This is a genomic window from Pseudomonas simiae (genome assembly GCF_900111895.1).
Lineage (GTDB): Bacteria > Pseudomonadota > Gammaproteobacteria > Pseudomonadales > Pseudomonadaceae > Aquipseudomonas > Aquipseudomonas simiae.
In genome coordinates, this window is sequence record NZ_FOKB01000005.1 from 56,058 (window position 1) to 63,638 (window position 7,581).

Below are 7,581 nucleotides of genomic sequence, written 5' to 3' on the forward strand. Positions count from 1 at the left end.
ACTAGATAGGGTGCTAATTTGTAACATAATGATACTCATTGCTAAACAACAATCCTTGACGTTTGCTGAACATGGGCTGAACGGTGGTGGCAATGCGCGTCCGCCCTTATGATGCGTGCCATTCTTTGCGCAGCTGGATACGCGGTTCACCATGTCGGAAAAAGACACCATCTCCATTCATCTTGTGCGTGAAGCTTTATTGCAAAGCTGCGCGCCGGGGGCGGCCAGTGCTGAAGTGCTGCACGACGCCGGGATAGACCCGCAGTGGCTCGCCGAACCTACCGCGCGGGTTTCGGCCACTACCTACGCACGCCTATGGCGCCTGTTGGCACGCCGTACCGATGATGAGTTCTTTGGCATGGACCCGCGCAAGCTCAAGTCCGGTAGCCTGGCGTTTCTCTGCCGCGCTGCAATGGCGCAGCCAACCCTCGCCACCAGCCTGGAGACCGCGCTGGGGTTCCTGTCACTCATGCTGGAGCGGATGCCCGCTGAGTTGGTGCGTCAACAAAGTCTGGCGGAGATCGTGCTGGTCGAGCCCGAGGCTGAACCCAATCGCGCCTTCACCTACTTTACCTACTGGATGATTGTGCACGGCGTGGCCTGTTGGCTGGCAGGACGACGTATTCCAATCCTGGCGATTGAGCTGCGCTGCGCAAAACCGGACTTTTGCGCTGACTACCAGGTGATGTTCTCCGACAACCTGCGTTTCGATCGGCCCCGTACGCGGATGATCTTCTCTGCCGACTGCCTGGACCTGCCAATCAAGCGCACCCCGGAAGAACTCAAGCGTTTCCTGGCTCACGCACCGGCCAATATCCTGGTCAAATACCGCGATCCCGACAGCCTCGCCACCCGCATCAAGCACGACCTGCGCCAGCTCCCCCCCCACACCTGGCCGGAGACTGAAGGTCTCGCCGTCAGCCTGTGCATCTCCGCCTCAACCTTGCGGCGGCGCCTGGCGGAAGAAGGGCAGACCTACCAGGGCCTCAAGGACAGTGTGCGCAAGGAATTGGCGATTGTGTGGTTGGCGGAGCCACAGATCAGTTTTGCCGAGATCGCGGAGCGGTTGGGGTTTGCGGATACGAGTTCGTTTTATAAGGCGTTTCGTAAATGGAGCGGGTCGAATCCGGGGCATTATCGGAGTCTGATTCTTAATGAACACTTCGCTGATAAATGAAGGATTCGCGAAAAATCTTTTTTGAGCGACGGATAAAAAAGCCCCGTGACCGAATGGACCACGGGGCAAAAAATTGGCTGGATGCGACCAACCAAAGGAGCTCTTTACATCACTTGGCGCTGGCGACCACCGTATCCGGCTGCCAGCCGCCCCCCAGCGCTTTGTAGATCGCGACAATCCCGCGATACAAATCCACTTCGGCCTGGGCCTGGGAGTCTTCGGCGGCCAGGCGCTCACGTTGTGCGTCCAGCAGCACCAGGAAGTCCACGGTGCCTTCGCGGTAGCGGATCGCGGCCAGGTCGGCGGCGGCGCGGCTGGATTCGCTTTGGCGGATCAACGAAACCAGGCGTTGCTGACGTTTGCCGTAGTCGCTGAAGGCGTTTTCGGATTCTTCCAAGGCCAACAGGACTTGCTGCTCGTAGGTCGCCAGGGCGCCGTCCGCCTCGGCATCGGCGCCGCGCAAACGGGCGCGCACGCTGCCCAGGTCAAATGCTGCCCAGGTGATGCTTGGGCCCAGGGCCCAGGCATTCGCGGCGGACGAGCCGATCTGCGAGCCTCGCCCGGCGGTAAAGCCGAGGAAGCCGCTGAGGCTGACCCGGGGGAACAGGTCGGCCTTGGCCACGCCGATACGCGCCGTGGCAGCAGCCAGTTTACGTTCGGCGCTGAGGATGTCCGGGCGACGTTGCAGCAATTGCCCTGGATCGCCAATCGGCAACGCCTTGGCAATTGCCGGCAGGTTTTTCGGGCCCAGGTCGACGCTGAGCTTGTCGGGACGCTGGCCGAGGAGGGTGGCGATGCGGTTGCGCTCGCGCACTTGTTCGGCTTGCAGTTGCGGCACGCTGGCCTCAACCGCCGCGAGACGCGCGTCGGCACGCTCCACGTCGAGCTGGTCGCCCACACCGGCATCCCGCAGGCTGACGGTGATGGTGCGCGATTCCTGCTGGTTCTTCAGGTTGTCCAGGGCAATGCGTTCACGCAGTTGCGCACCACGCAGTTGGCCGTAGGCGTCCACCAGTTCGGCAATCATGGTGACTTGCAGCTGGTACAAGTCAGCCTCGGCGGCCTGCTGGTCGGCGTCGGTGGCTTCCAGGTTGCGCTGGATGCGACCGAACAGGTCCAGTTCCCAGGCCATGTCCAGGCCGAGGTCATAACGCTCACTGTTAACGCGCTTGGTGGTCTGGCCCGGGATTTGCCCCTTGGCCAGGTCACTGCTGGCACGGCTGGTGATGGTCGGCATGGCGTCATTGCTGGCGTCATCGCGGATCGCCCGTGCCGCCCGCAGGCGAGCAAAGGCGACGCGCAGATCCCGGTTACCTTGAAGCGCCTGGGTTACCAGTTGGTTGAGGGTCGGGTCCTCGAACTGTTGCCACCAGATGCCTTCGAACTTGGCGTGGTCATACTGTTTGGCATCGGCAGCGGCCGTGATATTGGCCGCCTCCGGTGTCTGGGTTTTGTAGTCCGGGCCCACGGCACAGGCGCTCAGCGCCAGTACCAACAAGCTCGGCAGGAATACTTTCACACTCATTGCTGTGTCTCCAGCTTCAAGGCCTTGGCCGCTTTGCGCGCTTCGCTGCGCTCTACATAGCGACGGATCAGTACGTAGAACACTGGCGTCAGCAACAGACCGAAGAAGGTCACACCGATCATCCCGGAGAACACCGCCACGCCCATGGCATGACGCATCTCGGCACCGGCACCGCTGGACAACACCAGTGGCACCACACCCATGATGAAGGCGAACGAGGTCATCAGGATCGGCCGCAGACGCAGACGGCAGGCTTCCAGTACCGCAGCGAGCGGATCGAGGCCTTCTGCCTGTTTGTCCTTGGCGAACTCGACAATCAGAATCGCGTTCTTACAGGCCAGGCCTACCAGAACGATCAAGCCGATCTGGGTGAAGATGTTGTTGTCGCCACCCGAGATAATCACCCCGGTAATCGCCGACAGCAGTGTCATCGGGACGATCAGGATCACCGCCAATGGCAGGCTCCAGCTTTCGTATTGGGCGGCCAGTACCAGGAACGCCAGCAGTACGCAGAGCGGGAACACGAACAGCGCAGTGTTACCCGAGAGGATTTGCTGATAGGTCAGGTCAGTCCACTCGTAGGTCATGCCGTTGGGCAGTTCCTCTTTCAGCAGTTTCTCGATCGCCGCTTCAGCCTGGCCCGAGCTGTAGCCCGGTGCAGCGTTGCCGTTGATTTCAGCGGTGATGAAGCCGTTGTAGTGCATCACGCGGTCCGGGCCCGAGGTGTCGCTGACCTTGATGAAGGTCGCCAACGGGATCATCTCGCCTTTGTTGTTGCGCACTTTCAGCTGGCCGATCTGGTCTTCATCCAGGCGGAACTGCTGCTCAGCCTGCACGTTGACCTGGTAGGTCCGGCCGAAGCGGTTGAAGTCGTTGGCATACAACGAACCCAAGTAGATCTGCAGGGTATCGAAGATGTCGCTGATCGCCACGCCGTGGGTCTTGGCCTTTTCACGGTCGATGGCGGCATCGACCTGGGGCACGTTGACCGTGTAGCTGGTGAACAGGCCGAACAGCTCCGGCGTGGTACGGCTCTTGGTGATGATGTTCTGCACTTCTTTGTACAGCTCGTCGTAACCCAGGTTGCCACGGTCTTCGATCTGCAGGCGGAAACCACCAATCGTACCCAGGCCCTGTACCGGCGGCGGTGGGAAGATCGCCATGTAGGCTTCCTGGATGTCGCTGTATTTACCGTTCAACGCGCCGGCAATCGCACCGGCTGACATGCTCGGGTCTTTACGTTCGTCGAACGGTTTCAAGGTCACGAACACGATGCCGCTGTTCGGGCTGTTGGTGAAACCGTTGATCGACAAGCCCGGGAAGGCTACGGCAGCTTCCACACCCGGTTGTTTCAGCGCGATGTCAGACATGCGCTTGATCACGTCTTCGGTGCGGTCCAGGCTCGCGGCGTCCGGCAATTGGGCGAAGGCCACCAGGTATTGCTTGTCCTGGGCCGGTACGAAACCGGTCGGGGTGTGGGCAAAACCGAACCAGGTCAGCACCATCAAACCGGCGTACAGGAACAGGGCGATGCCGCTGCCGCGAATCACACGGCGTACGGTGCCGACATAACCGTGGCTGGCTTTTTCGAAGAAGCGGTTGAACGGACGGAACAACCAGCCGCCGAAAATCTTGTCGAGAATCTTGGAGAAACGATCCTTCGGCGCGTCATGGCTGCGCAGCAACACCGCGGCCAGGGCAGGGGACAAGGTCAGCGAGTTGAACGCCGAGATCACCGTCGAGATCGCAATGGTCAAGGCGAATTGCTTGTAGAACTGCCCGGTCAAGCCGCTGATAAAGGCAGCTGGAATGAACACCGCACACAGCACCAGCGCCGTGGCGATGATCGGGCCGGTCACTTCGCTCATGGCTTTTTCAGTGGCCGGGAACGGGTCCAGGCCCAGTTCGATGTTCCGTTCGACGTTCTCCACCACCACGATGGCGTCGTCCACCACGATACCGATGGCCAGTACCAACCCGAACAAGGACAGCGCGTTGAGCGAGAAGCCAAACAGGTGCATCACCGCAAACGTACCAATCAAGGATACCGGCACGGCCACCAACGGAATGATCGAGGCGCGCCAGGTCTGCAGGAACAGGATCACCACCAACACAACCAGGATCAACGCTTCGAACAGGGTGTGCACCACCGCTTCGATGGAGCCGCGCACGAAGATGGTCGGGTCATAGACGATGCTGTAGTCCATGCCTTGCGGGAAGCTCTTTTTCAGCTCTTCCATCTTGCCGCGCACTTCGTTGGAGATCTCGATGGCGTTGGAGCCAGGGCGCTGGAAGATCGGGATCGCCACGGCCGGCTGGTTGTTCAGCAACGAACGCAGCGCGTATTGGCTGGAACCCAGCTCTACCCGTGCGATGTCTTTCAAACGAGTGATTTCACCGTTATCGCCGGAACGGATAATGATGTTCTCGAACTCTTCCTCGGTCACCAGGCGACCTTGGGTGTTCACCGACAACTGGAACGCGGTGGCGGTCGGGGCAGGTTGCGCACCCAGGGCGCCGGCGGCCACTTGACGGTTCTGCTCACGGATCGCGGTCACCACATCGGTGGCCGTCAGGTTGCGCGAAGCGGTCTTGTTCGGGTCCAGCCACACCCGCAGCGAATAGTCGCCCATGCCGAACAATTGCACGTCACCCACACCGCCCAGACGCGCCAACTCATCCTTCACGTTGAGCAGGGCGTAGTTGGACAGGTACAGCATGTCGTAGCGCTGATCCGGGGAGGTCAAGTGCACCACCATGGTCAGGTCGGGGGAGGCCTTGTCCACGGTGATACCGATGCGCGTCACTTCCTCAGGCAGTTTCGGCTGAGTCCGGGTCACGCGGTTTTGCACTTGCACCTGCGCGTTGTCCAGGTCGGTGCCCAGGGCGAAGGTGATGGTCAGGGTCAGCTTGCCGTCGGCGGTCGACTGCGAGGACATGTACAGCATGTTCTCGACGCCGGTGATGGCTTGCTCCAACGGAGCGGCCACGGTTTCACCAATGACTTTGGGGTTGGCGCCCGGGAAGTTGGCGCGTACCACGACGGTCGGCGGCACCACTTCCGGGTATTCGCTGATCGGCAGTTGGAACAGCGAGATCGCACCGGCGATCAGGATCAGCAGCGAGAGCACTGCTGCGAAGATCGGCCGCGAAATGAAGAACTTGGAAAAATTCATCTTGAGTCGTATCCCTTAACCGCGTGGGGTCGCAGCGCTGGCAAGTTTCGGCGCGGCTTTATCCGGCGCCACTTGTTCCAGATTGCTGGCTTCAAGCGCTTGTCGTTGTTGGGCCAAGGCGGCGAGGGTTTCCTTGCTGGCCATCGGAATGGTTTCCGGGGCGACCGGCGACCCTGGGCGCACGCGCTGCAGGCCCTTGACGACGATGGTGTCTTCTTTGTTGAGGCCACTGCGCACGATGCGCAAACCTTCGATCTTCGGCCCCAGTTCCACTGAGCGATAAGCCGGCTTGTCGCCTTCCATCACCAGCACGAACTTCTTGCCGAGGTCGGTGCCGACGGCTTCGTCGTTGATCAACACGGCGGAGTAGGTGCCGCTGCCAACCAGCTTCAAGCGGGCATACAGGCCAGGGGTGAATTCGCCTTTGCTGTTGTCGAACACGGCGCGACCACGGATGGTACCGGTGGCCGGGTTGACCTGGTTGTCGACGAAGTTCATCTGGCCCTGGTGCGGGTTGCCGGTCTCGTTGGACAGGCCCAGATAAACCGGAGTGGTCGCACCGCGACGGCCTTGGCGAGCCAGTTCGGTGTACTTGAGGAACACACGCTCATCAGCGTCGAAGTAGGCGTAGACCTTGTCGGTGGAGACCACGCTGGTCAGCGCGGTGACGTCGGCGGTCACCAGGTTACCGGCGGTGATTTCGGCACGGCTGACACGCCCGCTGATCGGCGAGGTCACACGGGTAAAGCTCAGGTTCAACTTGGCCAGGTCCAACTGCGCCTGGATCCCGGCGACGGCAGCGCGGGCTTCCTGGGCAGCGGTGGTGCGCGAGTCGGCCAGTTCGGCCGAAATCGCATTGCTCTGGCGCAGGCGCTCGCCGCGTTGGGCTTCGTTATCGCTGCGGGTGGCGGCGGCGCGGGTTTGTTGCAACTGGGCTTCAAGGCGGCGGACTTCAGCCTGGAACGGACGCGGGTCGATCTGGAACAGCAGGTCGCCTTTCTTTACCAGGGCGCCTTCAGTGAAGGCCACCTGATCGATCTGGCCGGACACGCGCGGACGGATCTGTACGGTTTCGGGGGCTTCCAGGCGACCGGTGAACTCGTCCCACTCGTTGACCGGTTGTTCCAGCACCTTGGCCACGCTGACTTTGGCAGCAGGCATGGCGGCCGCTTGTTCCGGGGTCTTGCCGCACGCGCTCATCACCACCACGGCCAAAACCGCCAGGGGGAAGCGCAAATGTTTGAGTGACTGTTCCATGAGGTGCATCCGCCAATGTATTTGAGATGGGCGGATCATGCGCGGCGCTGTGCTATGTCACGAATCGAATGAAGCAAAGGTAACTATCATTCGGAATGATATAAGCGCGAGATTAGCCCTCTAGTATGGGGGTTTCGTTAGGGAGCTATCAATGAGATTAATGGCAAAAGTCTTTTGCCGTGCGGGTAAGGAACCTGAATCGTGGCATAGAGGCTGGCGGATGCGTCGCACGATACTGCGAGCGTTATCCGCACGTCGGCATGGAGCGTCCCAGCCAAAATCCGTCAGGGGAAGGGGACGATGTGGCCGTCTCGATTGCCCGCGCGCTGCCGGAATCTGCGCAGGTCAGCCAGACGGTCCGCCCGTTGTTCTCTTGGAGGCGGGCACTGATTTGATCCTCGTCGCCATAGCCTCCGACCTCATTTATGAGGTGCTCAAAGAGGCGT

Annotated in this window: 4 protein-coding genes; 1 reads left to right on the forward strand and 3 read right to left on the reverse strand. The window is 60.8% G+C overall.

Annotation, left to right across the window (positions count from 1 at the left end; all coding sequences use genetic code 11):
• Nucleotides 1–151 precede the first annotated feature (151 nt).
• Nucleotides 152–1,177 carry an AraC family transcriptional regulator gene (locus BMZ57_RS17125; protein WP_010210602.1) on the forward strand — a complete coding sequence of 342 codons (1,026 nt, stop codon included), beginning with the start codon at nt 152–154 and terminating at the stop codon, nt 1,175–1,177.
• Nucleotides 1,178–1,286: 109 nt separating this feature from the next.
• Here BMZ57_RS17125 and BMZ57_RS17130 read toward each other — a convergent pair whose 3' ends face one another.
• From BMZ57_RS17130 to mexE, 3 genes are read right to left on the reverse strand one after another with little or no spacing between them, the layout of a single operon-like run.
• Nucleotides 1,287–2,702 (reverse strand): efflux transporter outer membrane subunit, encoded by a 1,416-nt coding sequence (locus BMZ57_RS17130; RefSeq protein WP_038453228.1) that lies wholly within the window; start codon nt 2,700–2,702, stop codon nt 1,287–1,289.
• Nucleotides 2,699–5,878, reverse strand: a complete 3,180-nt coding sequence (locus tag BMZ57_RS17135) for an efflux RND transporter permease subunit (RefSeq protein WP_010210597.1) — start codon at nt 5,876–5,878, stop codon at nt 2,699–2,701. Before BMZ57_RS17135 ends, BMZ57_RS17130 begins: the two co-directional genes overlap by 4 nt.
• 15 nt (nt 5,879–5,893) lie before the next feature.
• A complete protein-coding gene (gene mexE / locus BMZ57_RS17140; RefSeq protein ID WP_042571180.1) occupies nt 5,894–7,135 on the reverse strand; it encodes a multidrug efflux RND transporter periplasmic adaptor subunit MexE in 1,242 nt (413 codons plus the stop codon).
• Between the last annotated feature and the right edge of the window lie 446 nt (nt 7,136–7,581).